18 protein-coding genes are annotated in these 20,929 nt (G+C 58.4%); all 18 read right to left on the reverse strand.

Going from position 1 to position 20,929, the window contains the following annotated elements; all coding sequences use genetic code 11:
• Window positions 1–153 precede the first annotated feature (153 nt).
• The 18 genes from RBT76_01030 to RBT76_01115 all read right to left on the reverse strand — a co-directional run bounded on the left by RBT76_01030 (window position 154) and on the right by RBT76_01115 (window position 20,923).
• Window positions 154–1,050, reverse strand: coding sequence for a hypothetical protein (locus RBT76_01030; protein MDX9856354.1), 897 nt, complete (start codon window positions 1,048–1,050; stop codon window positions 154–156).
• Window positions 1,047–1,502 carry a PspC domain-containing protein gene (locus tag RBT76_01035; GenBank protein MDX9856355.1) on the reverse strand — a complete coding sequence of 152 codons (456 nt, stop codon included), beginning with the start codon at window positions 1,500–1,502 and terminating at the stop codon, window positions 1,047–1,049. Before RBT76_01035 ends, RBT76_01030 begins: the two co-directional genes overlap by 4 nt.
• A 99-nt stretch (window positions 1,503–1,601) precedes the next feature.
• Window positions 1,602–2,783: a hypothetical protein gene (locus tag RBT76_01040; protein MDX9856356.1), complete on the reverse strand. Its 1,182-nt coding sequence runs from the start codon at window positions 2,781–2,783 to the stop codon at window positions 1,602–1,604.
• Window positions 2,784–2,813: 30 nt separating this feature from the next.
• Entirely contained in the window at window positions 2,814–3,422 is a 609-nt protein-coding gene (locus tag RBT76_01045; GenBank protein ID MDX9856357.1) for a sigma-70 family RNA polymerase sigma factor, read from the reverse strand.
• Entirely contained in the window at window positions 3,419–4,426 is a 1,008-nt protein-coding gene (gene holA, locus RBT76_01050) for a DNA polymerase III subunit delta (GenBank protein MDX9856358.1), read from the reverse strand. Before holA ends, RBT76_01045 begins: the two co-directional genes overlap by 4 nt.
• A 16-nt stretch (window positions 4,427–4,442) precedes the next feature.
• Window positions 4,443–4,823, reverse strand: a complete 381-nt coding sequence (locus tag RBT76_01055; protein MDX9856359.1) for a hypothetical protein — start codon at window positions 4,821–4,823, stop codon at window positions 4,443–4,445.
• 817 nt (window positions 4,824–5,640) lie between these two features.
• On the reverse strand, window positions 5,641–6,042 hold the full coding sequence (locus RBT76_01060) for a hypothetical protein (GenBank protein ID MDX9856360.1): 402 nt from the start codon (window positions 6,040–6,042) through the stop codon (window positions 5,641–5,643).
• Between the two features lie 681 nt (window positions 6,043–6,723).
• Window positions 6,724–7,752: a hypothetical protein gene (locus RBT76_01065; GenBank protein MDX9856361.1), complete on the reverse strand. Its 1,029-nt coding sequence runs from the start codon at window positions 7,750–7,752 to the stop codon at window positions 6,724–6,726.
• Window positions 7,721–9,142 (reverse strand): MBOAT family protein, encoded by a 1,422-nt coding sequence (locus RBT76_01070; protein MDX9856362.1) that lies wholly within the window; start codon window positions 9,140–9,142, stop codon window positions 7,721–7,723. The genes RBT76_01065 and RBT76_01070 overlap by 32 nt, the downstream gene beginning before the upstream one ends.
• 179 nt (window positions 9,143–9,321) lie before the next feature.
• A complete protein-coding gene (locus tag RBT76_01075) occupies window positions 9,322–9,963 on the reverse strand; it encodes a PEP-CTERM sorting domain-containing protein (GenBank protein MDX9856363.1) in 642 nt (213 codons plus the stop codon).
• A 435-nt stretch (window positions 9,964–10,398) separates the two neighbouring features.
• Window positions 10,399–11,004, reverse strand: coding sequence for a PEP-CTERM sorting domain-containing protein (locus RBT76_01080; protein ID MDX9856364.1), 606 nt, complete (start codon window positions 11,002–11,004; stop codon window positions 10,399–10,401).
• A gap of 277 nt (window positions 11,005–11,281) precedes the next feature.
• Complete coding sequence (locus RBT76_01085) at window positions 11,282–12,418, reverse strand: deoxyguanosinetriphosphate triphosphohydrolase (GenBank protein MDX9856365.1); 1,137 nt, start codon at window positions 12,416–12,418, stop codon at window positions 11,282–11,284.
• Window positions 12,411–13,247: a hypothetical protein gene (locus RBT76_01090; protein ID MDX9856366.1), complete on the reverse strand. Its 837-nt coding sequence runs from the start codon at window positions 13,245–13,247 to the stop codon at window positions 12,411–12,413. Before RBT76_01090 ends, RBT76_01085 begins: the two co-directional genes overlap by 8 nt.
• On the reverse strand, window positions 13,244–14,872 hold the full coding sequence (locus tag RBT76_01095) for a lamin tail domain-containing protein (protein ID MDX9856367.1): 1,629 nt from the start codon (window positions 14,870–14,872) through the stop codon (window positions 13,244–13,246). Before RBT76_01095 ends, RBT76_01090 begins: the two co-directional genes overlap by 4 nt.
• Before the next feature lies 1 nt (window position 14,873).
• Entirely contained in the window at window positions 14,874–16,517 is a 1,644-nt protein-coding gene (locus tag RBT76_01100) for a hypothetical protein (protein ID MDX9856368.1), read from the reverse strand.
• Window positions 16,514–17,935, reverse strand: coding sequence for a sigma-54 dependent transcriptional regulator (locus RBT76_01105; GenBank protein ID MDX9856369.1), 1,422 nt, complete (start codon window positions 17,933–17,935; stop codon window positions 16,514–16,516). The genes RBT76_01100 and RBT76_01105 overlap by 4 nt, the downstream gene beginning before the upstream one ends.
• 10 nt (window positions 17,936–17,945) lie before the next feature.
• A complete protein-coding gene (gene rnr / locus RBT76_01110) occupies window positions 17,946–20,168 on the reverse strand; it encodes a ribonuclease R (GenBank protein MDX9856370.1) in 2,223 nt (740 codons plus the stop codon).
• A gap of 167 nt (window positions 20,169–20,335) precedes the next feature.
• Window positions 20,336–20,923: a Spy/CpxP family protein refolding chaperone gene (locus RBT76_01115; protein MDX9856371.1), complete on the reverse strand. Its 588-nt coding sequence runs from the start codon at window positions 20,921–20,923 to the stop codon at window positions 20,336–20,338.
• Between the last annotated feature and the right edge of the window lie 6 nt (window positions 20,924–20,929).

Consider the following 20,929-nt stretch of genomic DNA (forward strand, 5'->3'; position numbering starts at 1 on the left):
GGGGTGGGGTCGACTCCCCCCAACACCCCTACAAGATTATCACTATCGTCCTCGCACGATTGCACATGGTACGTGCAGTCCCCTCCCAAAAATTAAACCGGCCCCGAGGTGCAGTGGGGCCGGTTCGTCCTAACGCTACTGGAGGAAGAAACGTTAGTAGGTGTCTATGGAAAGTGACCGAAGGCGGTCATCGAGATCGACCGATATCTTCGGCTGCAGCGTATCGAATCCTTCCGAAATGAACACATCTCCCTCGCGGATCAACCCGACCTTCTCGAGGAACGTCTCATAATCCTGCCCGAACACTTTCAAACCGGCCGTGCGCGGCACGCGAAGCTTGACGTCGGCGTCCGTACCGAACAGCGAGATCGACACCTCCGGCTCGAGCTCGCCGACCTTCACGTAGACGATAGTCGACGGTGCGTCGAGCTCGAGTCTGCGAAGCGGTGTGGTGGCCATATTCAAATGCATGTCCGACCCGTCGCCCCGGCAGGTCAACTCCAGCGGCGTCTTGTCCGAAAACTTCACGATCCAGTCTGAAAACTCGTCGGTCTTCACCGATATGGGACTGCGCACAATACCCTTGTCTTCGACAAACTCCACCACCGCCCGGCCCTCTTTGACCTCGTAGCTGACTTTCGGCTTCCTCGTGAATTCCGCAAACCGCGCATAGACGATATCCCCGGTCGCGTCGCGAATCGTCAGATCGCCGTCGCCGACATCGAGAACGGCGCTTATCTGCTGCACCTCGGGATCGAACTCCTCAACAAAACTAGTCCTCGAAAAGAAGTTGGTGTCCGAACCGTTGCCCGATGCATCGAATGCGATCCAGACGGCCGCGACGACAAGCGCAACAGTCGTCAGGTAGGAAATGAACTCCAGCCGCGAACGCGTGAAGATCTTTTCGATACCAATCGCGATCAATACGATCGGAAACCAGATCATCAGGTCCCACAGAAAATTGTAATTAATGACGCCGATATTGGTCAGCAGGATGAGCGTGCCTAGCAATACCAACAGCATCCCCCAGCGAAACCGTGCGGGAGTCATGCGCCCGGCCCTCCGTTTGAGCCATTCATATGGTTACCGTTTAACTCTGTCTTCACATGTTCGTTCTTGCCCGCGTATCTCGTCAGGATCAGCGACAATCCAACAAGGATAAGCAGCACCGAAAAGATCTCCGTCCACGAAATCCAGTACCAGAAATTCCGCATGAGCAGAATCGCGCCGAGTCCGATCAGCGCGATTCCCGGAATATACTTGTGCCAGTTGGCGAAGCGATACTCCCCGTTCGCCGGCTTCGGAGTCTCGATGTCAAGCGGGCGACGAGGGATGATTATCCACGCCACGATATACGCCAGCAACCCGATACCCTTGGCGAAAAACAACAGAACCGCCAGTATCCGGATAAACGCGGGATCAACCTCGAAATACTCCCCAAGCCCCCCGCATACGCCGCCGATTATCGTGCTGCTGTTGGACCGGTAGAGTCGCTTTTCCATGATCCTCTCCTAACCCGTGAGCCTCCCCGATTCTGGATTGGTATACGAGCCCGGCAGCGAAAAGTTGTCCGGGCGTATGAGATTTCCCGGGCGAGAGGGCTATTTGCGGGTAAGTTCGTCGAAATAGCGGCGGGCCTTGGAACGGACCGTCGAAGTCGAATCGTTGGCCATCGCCTCGATTTGACCGATCATGGCAGTCCGCTCAGCCTCGTCAGGCGTGAGACGCGCGATCTGGTAGCAGGCCTCGAGCAATCGATCGGGGCGATCGTCCACCGAAGGCGTGATCGTCGCCGGGGCAGACGAGCGGTTCGTCAGTGACCTGGTCGCCGGGGAATGGTCACGGTCGAGACCGGGAAGCCGAGAGCTGTCCTTTTTCATCTCAGCCATCAACCGCTCCCGCTCTGAACGATAGCGTACCAGTAAGCCGGTATCCGCCGGAGCCTGGTCGTAAAACTCCATCGGCTCCACGGCCTCCGCAGTCTCTTCGGACATCGTCACCGGAGCGCTCTGCGCCCGGGTGGCGCCCGACGACGGTCGCTGGACTACCGGCGCCGGTGCTTCCGACTGTGTCGACAACTCGCGCGTCACCGACTCCTCGCTGGCCCGCGGCTCGGTTTTCGGCGAAGGCTCAATCGTCTGTGGTGACATCACGGTTGGCGGCGCCGACGGAGTCTCGTCGCGCGTGGCCTCGATTTCCTTCCTGACGATACGATCGGCCTCACTACCCGAAGCCACACGTCCGGCCTCCCCAATCGCGTCACCGGTCGCCGCCTCGTGGTCGGCCGTCCTCTCTTCAGTCTCGGATGGGCCACCCACGGACTTCTGCAGGACATCGCGGCCCTCACTCATGACGGAATCCGTCGCCCGCTCCCCCCGAATCTCCCGTGCGGCATCCGAGGGTGGGATGATGTCGGCGGGACCAAAAATGTCCCGTTGATGGTATCCGATAAAGGCAAGGACGGCTATCGATGCTGCCACGCCGACCCATCTCCACGCCGGGCCGCCCCACCTCCTCACCGGCGCCTTCTCGACATTGACCGGAGTGGCCGACTCAAAACCGAGCCGCGCTTCGATTCGCTGCGCCTGGCGCTCGAAAAATGCGTCATCAACCGACAACTCGCCGTGCATGCGCACGAACTCATCCAGCCGACCGATCCGCTCCAGCAGCGCTCGGCCTTCGGCCGATGTCTTCAGGTAATCGTCGACCAGCTGGTATTCATCCGGCGGCAGGCTTTTATCGAAATAGCCCGAGATTCGATCTTTGAAATACGACTCATCCATTGCGCTTCTCTTGTTCTTCCGAAACGCTCTCTACAGCAAATCCTTCAGCTCGTCCATCAGGTACCGTCGCGCCCGATACAGGCGCGAGTCCACCGTGCCGGGCGGTATCTTCAGATAACTGCCGATTTGGGCGTAATCCATATTCTCGAAATGGCGCAACACGAACACCGAGCGGTACAAGACCGGCATCGCCCACAACGCCTTGTAGAATCGCTCCTGCATCTCGCCGTTCATCATCTTCTCCAGCGGGCCGAGGTCTGTATCGACCGGGTTGAAGCCGCCCTCTTTCATCTGATCCAGCGACTGCGTCTTCTCCTGCCGCCGAAGTTCATTGTAGGCAAGGTTCCGGGCGATCGTCGAAAGCCAGGGGTAAAAGTCGTACTCGGTGCGAAAGGATTTCAGATTCTGCCATGCCCGCACGAACGCCTCCTGAACGATGTCGTCCGCCTGGTCCACTGAACCGACCAGCGACGCGATAAACCGCAAGAGCTTTTTCTGGTGAAGCCGAATCAACTGGCCGAACGCCCGCTGATCGCCGTTCTGGGCAGCCTCTACCAGCTTCCGCTCGACCCCGCTGCTCATCGTTGGTACCGGCCCGGCGGCGGTTTCTTCCTGCTTTTTTTGAGGATCTGCGCTCACCGACCCGGGTTCTCCAGAAGCGAAAGCACCAACATCTCCATGGCCGCCTCGGCCTTAACCCGTCCGCGACGCATATCCGACTGGGTCTCTGCGGTTCTTATGATGTACCGCTCAAGCTGCTCCTCGCTGAACCGCCGCGCCTGCGGACCTATATTCCGGGCCAGCCAGCGATACTTCGATGGAAGCTGCCCGCCGGTCCGAAGCAGATACAGGTTAATGAAGTGCTGTCCGAGACTGAAAAGAATCGTGCCGGACACGTCGCCGCCCGCCATCAGCCTATGCAGCATTTTCATGACTTGTCGCCGATCCCCGTCGACTACATAATCGGCCAGCTTGAAAACGTCGTAGACCTCAAACCCCGAACACACCATCCGAATGTCATCGATCGTCACGGTGCCGGTCCGCTCTTTGTATTCGATCAGTTTGTCGGCCTCCCGCTCGAGAGCCCCGCGGTTGCCTGCGATCATCTCGGTGAACAACCGAAGCGCGTCGTCCTCAATCGACATCTGGTGCCCGGCCAGCAGCTTGCGAAACGTCCGGACCGCCTCGTCCGGCGTCAACCGATCGAACTTCACGACCACGTCGACCAGCGACGATATCGTACGGAAAAACGCCGACTTGGCTTTGGGCATCTTGTCCGATGGGCTCGAGAAAATCACAATCCGGTTCGGATCGGGCGGCGTAAGCATCTTCGCCACCTTCCCGATATCGTCCGGCCGGTAGCTCTGGAAAGACATCACGACAATCACCTGCCGCTCGCCGAGCATCGGAAGCGCCTGCAGCTCCGCCAGCAGATCGGCGACCGGCGTCCTGCGCCCGTCGATTCGGCTATAGTTGGTGATCATCTGACGGTTCGGGAGGAAATGCCGGGCGACAAACTTCTCCGCCTCCGCGATACGGTAGTCCTCCTCGCCGAAGAAATAATACGACGGCTTGAACTTCCCCGCCTGAATATCGCTGGCTAACTGATTGGGAGAGACGACCGCCATGCGGTAGTATAGCATGGCCGGTCGATACGGGTCAATTCAAAAGGTCGTCGAAAGCGTCGTTTTGCGATGTCGGAACCCACTCCAACGAGAAGCGGTACTTGCGCTTATACTTGCGCGCCTTGGCCATCAGCGGCGCAAACGACAACGGCGCCTGCTCTTTCTCGTTGACCTGTTCGATCACCCGACGGTTGTTTCCGAATATCGAGTAGGTGTGGTTTTTGAAATACTTCTGGTTGGAATCGATAAACTCCAGCAGGGCCAGTAGCGACGCAAAATCACAGTGGTCGGGATTGACACCGTTGAACGGCGCTTTGAACTTGATGCCGACATCAGGGATTGAGAAGGTAACGACGGCTTTGATATTGTCGTCGGGGTCGACACCGATTTCGTACGAGCCAAAAAAGCAGTCCATGCCGGGTATCCGTGCAACCCCCGTGCCCGTTTCTGACGAAGGGTTGTGGTGTTGTGGCGCAACGGGTTAGGGGTGTATGGGGGATCGTCGATATGCAAGGGGCAGCACGGTTTGGGAGGATGATCAAGCAAGTTGAGAGAAGATGCTGCTGCACAGAAAACCGAACCGCGAGACAGCCGGGTGGCCAACCTTCCAGGTGGGTTCCCGTGAAACGATCCTGTTCCGGGCCCCGTGCCCGTGACCTTGGTCACGGTGAACCAACCTCCCAAACGAATAGCCCGTGCCCGTGACCTTGGTCACGGTGAACCAACCTCCCAAACGAAAAGCGGACCAACCGCGACCAGGGTCGGCCGGGTGGCCCACCTTCCAGGTGGGTTCCCCTGAAACGATCCTGTTCCGGCGGAGCCTCCCCCTCCCACTTTCCCTACCACTTCGATGGAAAAAATGCCCGGCTCCCCTTTAGTAAAGACTCCTCTCACACAGGGTGCAAAAACGATGGTACTTTGGTATCGCGAGAGACTGAAAAAACCTGCTCAAACAGCAGTTATTCCTTTGCCGGACATCACGATAAGGGGAAGGGAAAGAAATGGGGTCCCCATAAAAATAACAAAACAAACCCATTTCCCCGTAAGTCTTAGAAAACCACGCTTGTACAGCGACTTTTTGTTTTCCCCCCTGAAGGTAGCTACACCGGAAACATGCTCGCATCCGGCGGGGGTCGCGGCGCAACAAGCAAACTCATCGGGTCACTACCCCCCACACCCCAACAAGAAAGGCTGCCTCCTGCGAGGCAGCCTTGTCGTCAAAACAAGCCGCGCTACTTCTTCGGGGCCGGATCGGCCGGTTTCATCGGGCAGCTCTTCGGCGGATTCGCCTTGTGCGCGCACGACGCCGGCTTGTCTTTGCTCTCCGTGTGCTTCGGGCAAGCGGCTTTGTCCGCACACTTCACCGTGCAGGTCGTCTTGCAGGAGTCGGTGCACTGGCCCGTACACGTGCCGCCCTTCGGGCACGCCTGGTTGCAGGCAGCCTTCTCTTTCGCCGTCGGCGAAACGTCCACGCACGGCTTGGCACAGGTCGCCGCGCACGACAACTCGGCTTTCTTCTCGCTGTCCTTTTTGTCCTTATCGGCTGCGGTCTGGTCGGCCAGAACGGTATTGCCGAATGCAAATACCGCCAGCAGCGCCAGCGTGCCTATCACGAACAAGGAATGTCTTTTCAAAGGAGTACCCTCCGATAATGGTTCAACGTCTAATCAGTTTGCATCAGTGCCATGCGAATCCATGGCTGGTGCAACTGATCAAATGCGTAGAACCGTCGTCGCGATGCCTTCGTGCACCGCGCGAGGAGGCGGTGTATCGGGAGCTTGAGTGACCGCACTCGCCACCGCGTCGAACCTCACCGTAATGGTGCTGAAAACGTGAGTATCGGGACCAGGCGTTGTTGTCCGGCTCGGCCCATCGGCGACCAGCGGCGGCGCAACTATTCGATGACACTCGCGTTCGCAGTCCGGCTTCGGTTCGCATGGTTGTCTGGTGGCGTTCTCCCGGGCGAAGAGACAACCCGAGTCAGTATTACATCCTGAAGGGGTTGCCTCGTGACAAGGTGAGTCGTCCGAAAAGTCAGATTCGTGGCACGATGCAGCGGCGTCCTCCGATTCCCGGGCACACGCCCCGGAAAGGTATAGCCCGCACTCCGCGTAACTCATCATCGAGGCTGCAAACAAGAAAACGACTGCAAGGACGGCCAGAATAGCTTTCACCACTGTACCCGACTGCGCACGAAAGCAATTGTTATCGGAAGGAGCCTGATGCCCCTCCGATAATCAAAGATACCGGATATGGAGTAATCACGCCACAATTCTTTTTGGCGCAGGGGATAGTGACCGGGTTCAGAAGCCCGGCTAAGGAGTCGGCAATGACAGGCCCGCCCGAGCAGGCAAGTTGGCGTCGCCGCCGTTGACAAGCGGGGCAATCTTCGCCGCCAGCTGTTTCGTAAACTCGATGCCCCCGTCGGCGTTCAAATGCGAATGATCGCGGAAGTACTTGTTATCGAGAACCGTGAACTCCGGCTGGAGCATCACCACGTTCGGACTTTCGATACTGTCGATAAACGCATAGTAGTCGGCGATGAACCCATCGGCCTGCCGGGCGTCGTATACCGACTGCGGAAGCGGCATCGTCACCCAGAGAATCGTGATGCCGTTGGTCTCGGCCAGATCAAGAAACTTTTCGAAATACTTCCGGTTAAGTGAGGAGATCGTGAATGGGTCGACATACCGGTCCGGAAGTTCCACCGAGAAGTCCTGACGTCTCACATTCGCAAGCTCGTGTTCGTACAACCGGTCGCCGAAATAAATCTCTCGTGCCTCGGTGAAAAACGTCATGTCGCCGCGACTCGCTTTGTCGAACTGGTCGCGATAGCGAAGCGTGTACGAGAAGCGGTTCAACACGCCGTACAGAACTTCGTACGGTTCCTCCCCCGTCAACATCAGCTCGATCGTCTCCGGCCACGTGGCAAATGTCCCCACCAACACCGGGAATCGGACGCCGGAATAGGTGTGCGGCGAATGGGCATAGATGACATACTTCGGCGCGGTACCGGCTTCCACCTGGTCGCGCAGGAGAAAATAACTGAACACCGGCCCCGATCCCTGCAGCGAGTAATTCTCGACTGTCGCCCCGCCGCCGAGTTCTTCCTCGAGCATACCGGCCCAGATACCGGTGCGAGAGACGGAGTCGCCGAGCACTTCAATCACGACATTCTTCTTCTGCTTGACCAGCTCGCGCACGAGATCGAAATACATCACCATCTCGCTCTCGGGGCCGGCAACGCCGAGCAGCACTTCCACGCACAGCACACCGGCGAGGGCCACCACGACGGCAGTGAATTTCCAGCCGTTAGAATTGGAAGTAAATAAACGACGTACCATTAAAGGCTCCAAAGACTACCAGCAAATAGAAGCAGGCCAGGTAGAAGGCCGATTGCAATGCAACCGGACGTTCTACGATAAACTCGAGGTTCTTCGTGTAGATCTGGCCGATCTGCACCAGCACCAGCACGGATACGTAGACCACCAGTTTGGCCAGCGCGTTGAAAAAGGGCGGATCAAACCCCAGGGGCACGAAATTGACCGTCATCTCCCAGATCTGCGCAAACGTGTGCGCCCGGAACAGCAGCCAGCCGTACAGCGTAAAGACAAACATAACGGTCACGGAAATGGCGATCCCGTACCAGGTGGCTTTCTTCTTAACCGGCCCGAAAAACTTCTCGCGAATTTCCGTGTATTTGCGGTGCCCGGCTAGGATCAATCCGTGGAAAAGTCCCCACACCACGAAATTCCAGGCCGCGCCGTGCCACAGCCCTCCAAGCAGCATAGTGAGAATCAGATTGCGATAGGTCATGAGGTTGCCGTGACGGTTGCCGCCGAGCGGGATATACAGATAGTCGCGCAACCACGATGACAGCGAGATATGCCAGCGCAGCCAGAAATCGCTCGGGTTGCGGGCGATATAGGGCAAATTGAAGTTCACCATCAGCTCGAACCCAAGCGTCTTCGCAACACCACGGGCAATATCGGAGTAGCCGGAAAAGTCACAGTAGATCTGGAAGGCGAAATAAAGGACGCCTACTAGCACTTCGCCTGAATAGAATCCTTCTGACTTCGCGAATATCTGGTCGACTGTGACAGCCAGATTGTCGGCAATCACCACTTTCTTGAACAACCCCCACAAGATCAGGTAACAGCCCCCGCCGAACTGGTCAAGGTCAAACCTGCGCTTCGCATACACCTGCGGAAGGAGGTTGATTGCACGTTCGATCGGACCGGCGACCAGCTGGGGAAAGAAAGCCACAAACAGCGCAAAATCGAAGAAATCGCGGGACGGTTCGAGCTTGCCCTTGTAGATATCGATCGTGTAGCTCATCGTCTGGAAGGTGTAAAACGAGATGCCGACCGGAAGCACAATCGTGAGACTGAACGTGCTCAACTCGAATCCAAACAGACCCACCAGGTCCTGCAGGCTCCCGGCGAAAAAGTTGAAGTACTTGAAGAACCCGAGGATAACGAGATTGACCACGACACTGACCGCCAGCAGCTGCTTCCGCTTCGAACTCGCTTCGGCGGCGTAGACTTTGTTTCCGATGTAGTAGTCGACGAATGTTGACAGCAGGATCAGCGAGAGGAATCGATAATCCCAGGCGCCATAAAAGACATAGCTCGCCACCAGCAGAAACCAGTTCTGCGCCTTCCGGGACATAATCCAGTAAGCGCCGAGCACGATTACGAAGAAAACCAGAAACTCAATGCTGTTGAAAATCATATTGCCATTGTATTGGAAAAGCCACGTCGAAAACGGACCATGATACTCTATCTTAATCGTTCCGTCAAGACGATACTCGGCAAATCTTGAAAATTAAATACGACAAAAAAATCGCCGGCGGGGGACTGCCAGATAACCCGCCGGCGTACAGAAACGGAGGTGTGTGCGATGGATCGCCGCTACCTCAAGCGACGATACAGGCCCAGACCTGCGAGGCCCAGGCCGAAGAGACTCAACGTGAGCGGTTCCGGAACCGCCGCATGTGTCGGATTGCCTGCACTGTAATTGAGCGCGAGAGTGGAACTGTTCACGCGGATACCGCGCTCCAACCAGCCGGTCGATGCTATCGACATGTCAAGGGTCCCGCCCGACCAAATGTCCGCCGGAAGCGGCGTCAGGTCGTAGACCGTGTTGCTCTCGTGCGTCCAGGTGAACCGGTTCCAGTCAAACGACCAGCTGGACTGGTTCAGCCGACCGGAGAAGCGCCCCTCAAGGGTCACGATATTTCCATACGTGTCGACATAGTCGGCGTTGATCCACAACCAGGCGCGATTGACGCCCTGGGTAAGATTTACCGGGAGATTGTGCGCGTACGAAAACGAGGACTGGTCGAATCCACGCGATGCCGCCCCGATCCAGTACCCGCTCTGGTCGCCGCCCATCTCATAGAAATTCAACTGCTCGACGTAATTCCAGCGCTCACCCGCCCAACTGGCATTGGACCAGCTCGACTGGTTCATGCCCAGCGGCAGGGCCAGCGCCGACCCGGCGGTGAAAGCGATTGCTGTGAAAAGCAGCGCTGCTGCGACAAGCTTTCTCATGTATTACCCATGCCCTTGAAACTAAGGTTTCCCGCACTGTATGACGGCGCCCGTTGGAGGAACCCCGATGCACGATCGAGTCTATATATGCCCCTCTGAGACCGCCTGACATATGTTGTCCGCCGTGAATTTTAGCAAATTTAATGCCGTGATGACAAAGCGTTGTCATTCAACATATTGCGACTTCCGGCCACTTGCGCACCGACCCGAGTTGTTCAATATTCCTACACATTCCTGCAGAATCATGCAAACTTAGAGACAAATCAGGTCACGATTCATCTGTGCGCTGAATTGCCTCAACGTTGGCCAAATCTGGCTGACCGTGATCTCAAAGTCGCTGCATCGGCCCGCTTTCGAGACAATCGCCCAAAACAAAACCGGCGGCTCAAAACGAGCCGCCGGTTGCAGTCTATTGTCCGACTTGTCGTATGGAGTCTACTTGTTGAGACGGCGCACGAGGCCGAATCCGAGCAACCCGAGCCCGAACAGGCCAAAGGTCAACGGCTCGGGGACCGAGGTGTAGTCAATCGCCAGAGCCGCCTTGTTGATGCGGAACGCAGTCTCGCCCGCAAAAATGCTCACATCCAGCGCACCGTTGTTCCAGAAGCCCGGAACGTCAACATCCGTCAAATCATACAGCGTGTTGTCATCAAACGCGTTGTTCAGCGGATTCCACGTAAACGTCCCGTTAATCTCAATCAGGTTTCCGTCGCCGTCGATCGCACTGCCGTTGATCCACAGGGTAGCCCGACGGATGATATCCGGCGGAACCTGCAGATCGCTGGGGAGCGTATGACTCCAGGTCAACTGCGACAGCAAATCATCGTGCGTGCCGATCCAGTATCCCATGGTCTGGGAACCGTCATCCTGCTGCGTGTAGAACCGAATGTCAGAGAAAAAATCGTACGTACGGCTATCGTAGCCGACAAACCGATCTGTCTCGACTGTCTCCGTCATGACCAGGGTCGGAAACGCAAAGCTGCTGCCAGCTGCCAAAATCAGGCAGGCAGCCAGAAGCACAAGTCGGGAGATTTTGAGCATAAACTACGTATCCTTACGAGTTTGATAGATATATTTCACTGCCTTACATATAATCAAATTACGTGCCACTTCCTGGTATCATTGTCAATTTCTTACAGCACATGAACTTGATTGACAAGTCCGGACTCGCCTTGTTCAGCCAGGCTACACTATTATGCACCCGCATGCAGGAAATTGGCCCACGTCATGCACCAAAATCCGCACGCTAAATGGTGTAGCATGGACCCAATTAGTCCGCTTAAATGGGTCTGAAAGACAGCCGTCGCCGGTGGAAAGATCAGTCACACCGTTCCGGCCGTTGTGAGACCAGCCGCTGGGCGAAGCGATCCGTCATCCCGGCCACATAATCAGCAATGACCGTCTGGAGCGGATGCTGTTCCAGCATCTCCTGAAACCGGGCAGGCATGAGCGACGGGTCCTCGAGAAAACGCGCGAAGAGCGTCTGAATTATCTCGCGCGCGTTTGCGGTCATCACCATCAGCCGCGGATGCCGGTACACGCGCTGCATGAGAAACGCCTTCAACTGGCGAACCTGCTCATCGACTTCGGCGGAGAATCCGGCGATTTTGCCCGATGCACGACGCACGTCGCTGAGCGTCTTGATCCGGTGAGCGGCAATTCGCCGCTGCGTTTCATCAAGCACATCAGTGGCCATACGATTGACCAGAATCCGGGCCACCGCGTAGCGCCGCTGGTCGAGCGTCATCGCGGCAAGCTCCCGTCGCGGATCCCAGTCAGCGAGGATACTGAGCGACACCACGTCGTCGAACGAGATCAACCCCGCGTTGATGCCGTCGTCGACATCCGCCGCATTGTAAGCGATCTCGTCGGCCAAATCGACCAGCGTTGCTTCCAGTGTCGGGTGCTCGTCGGGATGGAACTCGGCGGTGGCGATCACCGCTTTGGTTTCATGTTTCGCGATCCCCTCGCGGACCTCATACGACAGGTTCAGCCCCGCAAATCCCGGGTACCGCTGCTCCAGCCAGTCGATCACGCGAAGTGACTGGCGGTTGTGATTGAAACCGCCGCAGTCAGCAAGCAGCTCGTCCAGCACGTCCTCACCGGCGTGACCGAACGGCGTATGCCCCAGATCGTGCGCAAGAGCCACCGCCTCAGTCAGATCTTCATTCAACCCCAGGCAGCGGGACAGGGTGCGCGCGACCTGCGCCACTTCGATCGTGTGCGTCAGGCGCGTCCGATAGTGGTCGCCCTCATGCGGCAGGAAGACCTGGGTCTTGTACTCCATGCGGCGGAATGCCGCCGAATGGATAATCCGGTCGCGGTCCCGCTGAAATGCAGTCCGCAGCGGGTGCTCGTCTTGCGGATACACCCGCCCCCGGGACTCCGCCGCTCGTGCCGCATACCCGGCGAGGAACTCGCGCTCCCGCCGTTCTATCTCGTGTCGATCAATCAAATCTCTCTTCCGTCGGTTGCGATCCACCGCCGCCGGTCGCCAGCGTCACGGTAAACGACAAACCCAGCGTCGGATGATACGACGCCGCGTAGGTGAACAGGTGCCGACCCATGCGCAGTTCCACCCCCGCTCCATACTCGACCGGCCGCGTCTCCAACCCCCAGAAAAAGGTGCTGTACGATCCCAGCTTGATGCGTTGCCCCAGCCCGAGCTGCACCTCTTTCGTTTCTTCAAACGACACCCGGCCGGTGAACGAGAACGTCCGATGGCCGATCACTTCCACATAGCCGGCATACACGGGATTGTCCGGCACGGCGCCTTTGTATAGGACGGGCTTGTTGAGGTTGTCGAGCGACGTTCCCACCATGACGTAACGGTGCCGATACGAAAGTCCCAGGCCGATTGCCGATGCGCGGAGCTGGTCATAGCCTCCGGTGATGTCGACCTGCTTGCCGGACACGATCAACCCTCCCGAAAATGCCCCGTGGTGGCCCGCCGCGAGCACTCGGATAACTTGCTCCCGGTACAGGTCTGCGTCGCCCATTTGTGCCAGTCCTATCGCCACGGAAATCGGTCCGCGACGGCAGGCTCCAGCCACAAAAAACTGGTCGAACTCGCTGAGTTCATAGCGTCGGTCAAATCCCGCTTCGATCCCCCATTGCCGGTCGACCAATGCGCCTGTCGGAACGATCAGCAGTTCGGTCGGGCATGACTCCCGAAACGAAACAGTCGCCCCCTGCCCCGGTCCGCGCGACGACGCAAGGTCGAGTGCGGCCGTTGCGGTGCACAGCATCAACAGGCAAGCGGACACGCCCATCATCCGTATCATCGCGCCACCACCACCGTCTTCTTGACGGATTCCACACCCTCCGCTTCGACGTACAAAATATAGATCCCGATAGGAAGACGAGCGCCGCCGCCCGAACGGCCGTCCCACTCGTATTCAGGACGAAGGTCCCGGGCGCCGTCTTCAAACGTGCGCACTTCTCGTCCCTGGCGATCGTACAGACGGATTGTGTACACGACGTCGGCGGGACCGGCAACGCGGATCACGGCGGTTTCATCGATACCGTCACCATCAGGAGAGATGACCTGTGGGTCAATCGACACGCGCAGTCCCGGTGCGTTCGGTGTTATCCTGATATCGTTGCTGTCGCCGGGGGAGCCGCCCGCGACGGATGAGCGGCCCCACAGAAGCTGCCCGTCCTGTCCGTAGCCGCGCGCCCATGTGTGGTTGTCGGCATACGTCGATCCGTAGGTCACTGAGTCGGCCACGAATCCGAATGGGTCGACCAGCCGGACGACGTCGTCGGAATTGTTCAGCGTGGCCCAGCCGTCCGGCATCACCACCGTCCCATCGAAATCCGGGTAATCCAGCAGAAACGCCGCGCTGTTATCGGTCAGCACCGGATACTGCCCCGGCGTGATGATGAACTCGTCAGCGCTGATCACGTGAACACTGAGCGCGTCGCCGATAGACCAGCCGGCGATATCATGCAGGGCGTCCATGCGGGTGGTTAGTTCGATCCACTCGGCGGTCTGCCCGGCGGCTGGGTTCGCCAGGAACTCCGACAACATGACGGGTGGAAACGCCGGCCCCACGACCATGACGTCACGACGGTTATTGTTCACCCGGCTGTCGAGGGGAAGCCGAAGTCCGATTGTATCGTACATCGCCGCAGGGGCAAGATCAAATGTGATCGGCGTTGAGAACCCGGTATCCAGCGACGGTATCGCGATCAGCTCGATTAGATCGCTGATATCCGATGTGTCGGCGGCATTCACGTAGAACACGCGCAGGCTGTCGTTTTCTGAGCTTTGCTGTCCGCGATTGGTAACGACCGCGATGACTCTGCTGCCTGTTTCGGTGGGGAAGACTGCCACCGTATCTATCGAGAGATCGACCGGTACCGGCATCCGTGAGTTAATGTAGCCCGGCGTGGAACCCGATGGATCAAGCGACTGCCTCGGCGTCGGCGAAACATAGTTTTCCCGTTCCCACGATATGCCGTCACCGCCGCTTAAAGTCCAACTGAGCGAGTCGGCCGCAAAGGGCGTGATGCGCACGGCCGAAACAGACCCTGCACTGTTCGAGAGGCTGAACGATCCGGAAGGCTGGACGAGCCTGCCGTGCTCCGATGAATCGTCACCCCAGATGCCCGATGCGTCGCCGAATGTCTCCTCAAATGAGAAGAAGTCGCGGCAGACAATAATGTACTCGCCGGAATCGATCGTCAGCGGCACCGAAAAAGCGATCGGGACACCATCGACCCGAATCTCATAGAATGAAAGTGAAACGGCAGCTGATCCGTCATTGTGCAACTCGATCCACTCCAGCGATGTCGCCGAGCCCGGCTCATTTGCCATAACTTCGCTGACCCGCACCGCGGCCATGACATCCGCTGCCTGAGCGGACCAAAGGAGCACGAGCAGTATGAATATGAGTCTTCGCATACTACAGAGCCGCCGTGACCTGTATCGCAAACTGCGTATACCCCGGCGGATTCATGTTCCGCCGATAGGCGCGCGACAATTTCAGCACCACCAGGATCGATTCAAACAACGGCTGCTCGTGTTGCACGTACCCGTACCAGTAATCGAGCGAACCATTTTCTATTCGCGAGACATTTGTCCAGAGATCCAGCCTGCCCATGTCGTGCAAATCCAGCGAAACCCGCGCGAACCATGACCAATACTCCTCCGACCGCTCGCGTTTCCTGTCGGTACTTCGCGTGAACGCAATATATGTCCTCAAGCGAACGTTAGCACCGCTAAAACGGGGTTCGAACCGGACCTGCTGTTCCGTACAGTCTTTTGGCGGCAGAGTCCGTTGATGGTCGATCAGCCAATCGAATCGAATTGTCCAGTCCGGAGAAACCCGGTGCGTCAACCCGCACAACAACTCGACCCCCGCGCTATCGCCGTCGATCCCGCCCGCCTGCGCCGTTGCCAGAAAATCAGTTCGGGGCGCTATCCGCGTTACGGTCCGCACGAAAAGCCCCGACTGTCCGCTCATCCGATCCCGATACTCGTACGAAACATCCTCCCACACTTTCGCTCGCGACAAACCGCCGCTTTTCGCTCCTGAGACGAGCCCGTCAAAGCGCTCGCCATAGTGCCACGCGGCAATACCGAAGTGCGCGCGTTCGAGCCGATGGCGCCACTCCAGCAGCGCGGCCAGGGCGCCCCTGCCCGACCACTGCTGCGCTACTTCAACCGCGGCTCTGCCTTTGCTGTACTGCCACCCCAGTGACAGGGCCGTCTTGGTATCGGCTCGAAAGCGCCGCGTCGAACGATTGATCAGGCGGGTCGCGCCCCCGATCAGCGAGATGTCCGTGCGTCCAAAAGTGCGGGTCATGGCTGCACCTGTTGTCTCCAATCGATGTGTCCGGTCCCGCGCCGCCGAGACAAGGGCCCGCAACCCCCATGTGCCGGAGCGCACGTCCGATGACACACCGTTGTACCCGCCAAAGTCCGGATAGAGTAGTGACTCGCCCGTAAGCTTGTCGGCAAACGACAGCCGACGCCCGGAATAGCCGCACGCCGCGCCAAGCCCGTATCGCTCGGTAAACGAACCGATTTTCAGTGACCGCAAAGCCCCGTGCGGGTTGCGGTATTCGAGCAACCGCGACCCCATCCGTTCGCGTCCCGTATACTCGCGATTCACTCTCGCCGTCAGACGCCAGTGCCGGTGCAGTTCGAGTCGGAGCGCAGTGCGATACCGGCTTCGGCCCTGCTCGCGCAGTTCTTTCCCGGTCTGGTAGCGCACGTAACCGCGCGACACCGTGCCGGTCGTGTCGAGAAACCCGCTTTCCTGCTCGCATTCGAGATCGGTCCGAAGGACACCCTCGCCCCACAGAAAACCGGCAAGATTGGGAATTTCATCGAACAGGTAGGAATCGGACGTATCTATCCCCGTCTGGGAGAGTTCGAGAAGCCGGAGATAATGCGAGATCTCAATCTCCCCCATCTCGAGCGCCTGGCGGATTTCGTCTTCCGACGGAAACACCAGCGTCGATACGCGTTGCCCGGACACCGATGATGCAGTGAACACAGCTGTCAGCCAGAAAGCGGCCAGGCTGACCGAAACGTGCTTCAATTAAGACGGTACTTGCTGATTTTCCTGTATAAGGTCCTTTCGCCGATACCAAGCCGCCGGGCGGTCTCTTTGCGGTTGCCGCCCGTGGCGGCCAATGTCTGTTCTATCAACATTCGTTCCATGTCATCCATCGTTGCGTTTCCCGGCGGAACGGCCCGGTCGCCCTCGCTGCGCGTCGCCGATGACTCATCGGGCAGATGTGCCGTTATCAGATCGCGCAGCAGACGAACCTCGTTGCCGAGCTGCACGATAGCGCGATAAATCAGCTCCTGCCCGGCTTCCTCCACCGTTCGTCCAGTCGAAACCGGCAGGTTGGTACCGCCGGCGTGCTGCTCGGCGATAAATCGTTCCACATCGACCGCCTCCACCAGCCCGGTCGGCTTTAACGCCGTCATGCGCGTGACAAAATTGCGCAACTGCCGCACATTGCCCGGCCAGTCGTAGCGCGTCAACAGGCTGAGCGCCGAGTCGCTGTAGTTCGGCTCACGCCCGCCTTCCCAGAAGTGATGAAGCAGCGGTTGAATGTCCTGCGGCCGCTCCAGCAGCGGCGGCAGGATTATCTTCACGACCCCGATTCGAAAGTAGAGATCCTCCCGGAAATGCCGCTCGGCGATCGCCTCCGTGAGATCGCGATTCGTGGCCGCAACCACCCGCACGTCCACGCGGCGCGGCGATGACGAGCCGACCGGATAGTACGTGCCGTCCTCGAGAACGCGAAGAAGCTTCACCTGCATGTTCTGCGTCGTCTCGCCGATTTCGTCGAGGAAAATCGTGCCTCCGTCGGCCTTGTGAAACAGCCCTTCGCGCTTTGCCACCGACCCGGTAAACGCGCCCCGTTCGTGGCCGAACAACTCCGATTCCAGAACTCCTTCAGCAAGCGCACCACAGTTGATCGCTACAAACGGGTGATCCGACCGCTTCGAATCCTTGTGCAGCGCCCGTGCCGTCAGCTCCTTACCGGATCCCGATGGGCCGACTATCAACACCGATGCGTCCGTCGGCGCAATCCGCTGGATCGTGTGCGCGATCTGCCGAAGCTGCGGCGACCGGCCCACAAAGCCGTACCGCTCCAGCAACCGCTTGTCGTCAAGTATCTGCCGTATCTTGTCCCGAACGCCGGCCTGCCCGTACTCGGTCGACACATGACCGTCGATATACTTCTCGTGATCGTCCGGATCGCGCTGCTGATTCGAAAACCGCCAGATATCCACCAGCGGATTGTAGCGGCGAATCCGGGTCGCCACCGCCGGCGTGATGTCGATCCGGTCCTCGTCGACCAGCACGATATCGATTCTCGTTTCTTTCACGAGCTGGTACAACTCGGCCAGCTCGGTAAGGACCGTGCCGAGTTTTTCCCACGCTATCGCGCCCGGCCCATAACCGCCGGGCGTAACCAGTATGACTATCGGTGAAACCATGACAATACGTTTATCTGCGTCTGTTTTTCTTTTTCTTCCTCGGCCGGTCGGCCTTCTGCTTCTTCTTGCTCACCGTGGCAAGCACCTTCCCCTTCTTACCGAGAGGCTTGAACGGTCGCACCGCGCGGTCGCGCCGTTCCTCCGATACGAACAGGTCTACCTGCCCGGCGACCGTGTCGACCGACATCACCCCGACCTTGATCGCGTCGCCGAGTCGGAACGTCCGCCCGTGCCGCGTACCGATCATACGGTAGTTGCTCTCCTCGTAGCGATAATAGTCGTCTTCTATCGACGACATTTTCACCAGTCCCTCGACCCCGAGATTGTCCAGACGCACGAAAAACCCGTACGAGGTCACCCCGGAAATCACGCCGCTGTACTCCTCGCCGAGATGATTGGCCATGTACGCGACCTGCTTGATCTTCACCGCCTGCCGCTCTGCGGCTTCGGCCCGGCGTTCCGTCTCCGAGCAATGTTCGCCGACATGATCGATCACACCCGTGACCCGCTTCGTGAATGCGGCGTTGAAGGCTTTCTGCCGAAGTTTGCGAAGCAGGCGGTGCACCAGCAGGTCCGGGTAGCGACGAATCGGCGAGGTGAAGTGCGTGTAGTGCGTGAAGGCCAGGCCGAAATGCCCGATGTTCTCGCGTTGGTAGACGGCCTTTTTCATGGAGCGAAGCATCAACTCATTGATAAAATCCGCCTCCGGCGCCTCCTTGACCTCCTCGAGAAAGCGGGAGAAATCACCCGGCCTCATGTTCTTCGAAACTGCGAAGTGGTAACCCAACCGCTTCATCATGTACGAGAAGGCCTCCAGCTTCTCCAGATCGGGCTTGTCGTGCACCCGGTAGATAAACGGCCGGCCCTGTCGGAACACCTCGATCGCCACCGCCTTGTTGGCCGCCAGCATGAACTCCTCGACCAGCCGGTGCGACTCGAGTCGCACACGGTTGCCGAGTTCAAGAACCTCGCCCTTTTGGTTCAGGATGATTTTCGCTTCCGGCAAATCAAAATCCAGCGATCCGTCGGCCATCCTCCGCTTCGTCAGTAACTGCGCCAGTTCGCGCGCTACCCGAAGGTTGTCCGCCACCCGCTCCAGCTTCTTGGGCGCCGGCTTGCCGTCAAAAAAGTCCTGCACTTCTTCATAGGCAAGCTTGGCGGAAGACTTGATAACCGTATCCGCGAACGTCCAGCCGGTCATCTTGCCCTTGTGGTCGAACTCCATGATCGCGGAATGCGCGAGGCGCTTGCGATTCGGCTTGAGCGAACAGACATCGTTCGAAAGATTCTCGGGGAGCATCGGGATAACCGTCCCCGGCAAATACACCGAATTGCCGCGCTCGAACGCCTCGTCGTCAAGCGGCGTTCCCGGCTCCACGAAAAACGAAACGTCCGCAATATGAACCCCCAGCCGGTACCCCGTTGCCGTCTTTTCGACCGACACCGCATCGTCATGGTCTTTCGCGTCCGATGGATCAATCGTGTAGATGCATTCTTTGGTCAGGTCTAGCCGACCTTCCATGGATTCCGCTGTAAGTTTGGCGGCGGCGCGCTCCGCGGAATCGAGCACGTCGGGCGGAAACTCCTCGGGCAAATCGAAGCTCTTGATCACCGTACGCATGTCGACACCCGGCTGGCCGGGAAATCCCAGGCGTTCCGTGATCCTGCCCTCGGGATTCAGCCAGGGGCTCTCCCACACCTCCAGTACGGCGACAACCTTCTCGCCCTCCTTGGCGCCGGCGGTTTCCGTAGCCGGAATGTAGATGTCACGGTGAAAACGGGGGTTGTCGGGAACGACGTGAGCAAAGCTCCGGCTCGTGTGAAAGGTCCCGACAATATTCCGTCTGGCTCGCTCCAACACGCGAATGACCGTTCCCGCCTCACGACCGAAATGCTTACCCGTCATTCGCACCATCACCCGGTCGCCGTCCATCGCGGTGTTGAGGCCGTTCTCCGGAATCATGATATCCTCGGCCTCTCCATCGCGGGGGACAAAGCCGATTCCTTTGCGGTTGATGGAAATTGCCCCGATCAGGACATTGAGGTCCCGCGCAAGCCCCAGCCTTCCCCCCTTGATTTTAACCAGCTCGCCGGACTCAATGAGCGATTTGACATCTTTGCGAAAAGAGCTGTACGCGCCTTCATCGATTCCAAGCGCCTTTGCTAACTCTTTCACACGCAACGGCCTGTCAGCGTCGACCCGGAAGAATTCAAGAATCTTCTCTTTGTACATATGGCGAATTATACACCGTAGACATAGGGCAGGTCAATCACAATTGGCAGGGGTCAGCCAAAATGGCAGTAATCGATATACTGCCACCGTATCGACCAACACACAAAAGGGCCCGCCGAGTCTCGGCGGGCCCGCTGGAGGAAGCGATTGAAACGAACCTATGGAGATTAGTTGCCACCCTGCATTCCACGGCGCATACCCATCCCCATGCCGCGTTGGTCGTCCCTATCGTCCCATCTGTCTTTCCGACGCTCAGTGCGAAGTTGCTTGATCTTGTCCTGCTGCTCGGGCGTCAGCACACCGCGCATCGCTGTGTAGTGCGAATAGCGCATCTTCTTCATCTCGCCTTCGAGCACGGCGACACGGTCGATTGCCCCCATCACGTCCGCCTGCGCGGCATCGTCCTTCATCATCAATGCGCGAAGAGCCACCCGGGCCTTCTTCAGTTCGGCTTCTTTGTCGATCCGCTCGGTCTGGAAGCGCGTTGACATATCCTCAATCTTCGTCTTCTGCTCGTCGGTCAGGCCGATCTCGTCGGCGTTCCGAAGCAGCATCATCATGCCGGACATCCCCTCGCCCATTCCCATGCCACGGCCAAACCCCGTGCCGGGCCCCATGTCGCAATGCATCCCGCGGCCGCCCATCATTCGCGGACCGTCGCAGTCACCACGGCCGCGGCCGTCCCATGGCTGCGCCAGTACCAGCGTGGCCGGTATCAGCAGCGCCACGAGCAGCAGAAGTATTGTCTTTCTCATTGTTGT

The sequence above is a fragment of the Candidatus Zixiibacteriota bacterium genome, assembly GCA_034003725.1.
Taxonomy (GTDB): domain Bacteria; phylum Zixibacteria; class MSB-5A5; order GN15; family FEB-12; genus WJMS01.

What these genes read in the sequence shown, in the direction of transcription:
- RBT76_01030 (MDX9856354.1), bottom strand. Translation starts at nt 1,050, where the DNA reads ATGACTCCCGCACGGTTTCGCTGGGGGATGCTGTTGGTATTGCTAGGC.
- RBT76_01035 (MDX9856355.1), bottom strand. Translation starts at nt 1,502, where the DNA reads ATGGAAAAGCGACTCTACCGGTCCAACAGCAGCACGATAATCGGCGGC.
- RBT76_01040 (MDX9856356.1), bottom strand. Translation starts at nt 2,783, where the DNA reads ATGGATGAGTCGTATTTCAAAGATCGAATCTCGGGCTATTTCGATAAA.
- holA (MDX9856358.1), bottom strand. Translation starts at nt 4,426, where the DNA reads ATGCTATACTACCGCATGGCGGTCGTCTCTCCCAATCAGTTAGCCAGC.
- RBT76_01055 (MDX9856359.1), bottom strand. Translation starts at nt 4,823, where the DNA reads ATGGACTGCTTTTTTGGCTCGTACGAAATCGGTGTCGACCCCGACGAC.
- RBT76_01065 (MDX9856361.1), bottom strand. Translation starts at nt 7,752, where the DNA reads ATGGTACGTCGTTTATTTACTTCCAATTCTAACGGCTGGAAATTCACT.
- RBT76_01070 (MDX9856362.1), bottom strand. Translation starts at nt 9,142, where the DNA reads ATGATTTTCAACAGCATTGAGTTTCTGGTTTTCTTCGTAATCGTGCTC.
- RBT76_01075 (MDX9856363.1), bottom strand. Translation starts at nt 9,963, where the DNA reads ATGAGAAAGCTTGTCGCAGCAGCGCTGCTTTTCACAGCAATCGCTTTC.
- RBT76_01080 (MDX9856364.1), bottom strand. Translation starts at nt 11,004, where the DNA reads ATGCTCAAAATCTCCCGACTTGTGCTTCTGGCTGCCTGCCTGATTTTG.
- RBT76_01090 (MDX9856366.1), bottom strand. Translation starts at nt 13,247, where the DNA reads ATGATACGGATGATGGGCGTGTCCGCTTGCCTGTTGATGCTGTGCACC.
- RBT76_01095 (MDX9856367.1), bottom strand. Translation starts at nt 14,872, where the DNA reads ATGCGAAGACTCATATTCATACTGCTCGTGCTCCTTTGGTCCGCTCAG.
- RBT76_01105 (MDX9856369.1), bottom strand. Translation starts at nt 17,935, where the DNA reads ATGGTTTCACCGATAGTCATACTGGTTACGCCCGGCGGTTATGGGCCG.
- rnr (MDX9856370.1), bottom strand. Translation starts at nt 20,168, where the DNA reads ATGTACAAAGAGAAGATTCTTGAATTCTTCCGGGTCGACGCTGACAGG.
- RBT76_01115 (MDX9856371.1), bottom strand. Translation starts at nt 20,923, where the DNA reads ATGAGAAAGACAATACTTCTGCTGCTCGTGGCGCTGCTGATACCGGCC.